General features: G+C 68.2%; 1 protein-coding gene. It reads left to right on the plus strand.

Annotation, left to right across the window (positions count from 1 at the left end; all coding sequences use genetic code 11):
- Positions 1–27: 27 nt before the first annotated feature.
- Positions 28–798, plus strand: a protein-coding gene (locus tag IEW24_RS28590) for an IS5 family transposase (protein WP_373870160.1) whose coding sequence is annotated in 2 segments (ribosomal slippage) — positions 28–393 and positions 396–798 — 769 coding nt annotated over the 2 segments. Because the reading frame shifts where the segments join, the coding sequence is not laid out codon by codon here. This gene is flagged as partial in the annotation.

Genomic DNA, 798 nt, shown 5'->3' on the forward strand with positions numbered 1-798 from the left:
CGGATCAACGAGCCGAGCCGACGCTCCATGCCCCGGAAGAAGCCGCCCGCACGGCGTCGCTACGACACGGACCTGACTGACGGACAATGGGATCTGATCGCGCCGCTGATCCCCGAAGCGCAGGCGGGCGGGCGCCCCAGGAAGGCGCCATCGCGCGAACTGGTGAACGCCATCCTCTATTTCCTGCGGGCCGGCATGGCGTGGCGGCTTCTGCCTCATGACCTGCCGCCGTGGCAGACGGTCTATTACTATCTGCGCCGCTGGCAGCGCGAGGGCGTCTGGGAGCGCGTCCACCACACGCTTGTCATGGCCGACCGCGAGCGCAGCGGCAGGTCGGCCTCCCCCTCGGCGGCGATCCTCGACAGCCAGTCGGTGCGCACCGCTGATCAAAAGGGGGCGCCAAGGGCTACGATGCCGGCAAGAAAATCACCGGCCGCAAGCGGCACATCCTGACCGACACCGACGGGCGCTTGCTCTGCGTGCGTGTCCACGCCGCCGATATCCAGGACCGCGACGGCGGCAAGCTGCCGCTGAAGGCCTCGCGCCGGCGCTACCCGTTCATCGCCCGCGTCTTCGCCGATGGCGGTTATGCCGGGCGTCTGGTGACATGGGCGGCGGACAAGACCCACATCACCCTCGACATCATCCGCCGCGGCGCCAAAGCCAAAGGCTTCGAGGTCCTGCCGCGTCGCTGGGTGGTGGAGCGCACCTTCGCCTGGATCTTCAAGAACCGCCGCCTCGTCCGCGACTACGAGCAGATCACCACCGTCGCCGAAACCCTCATCACAATCGCCGCCT

Source organism: Azorhizobium oxalatiphilum, assembly GCF_014635325.1.
Classification (GTDB): Bacteria; Pseudomonadota; Alphaproteobacteria; order Rhizobiales; family Xanthobacteraceae; genus Azorhizobium; species Azorhizobium oxalatiphilum.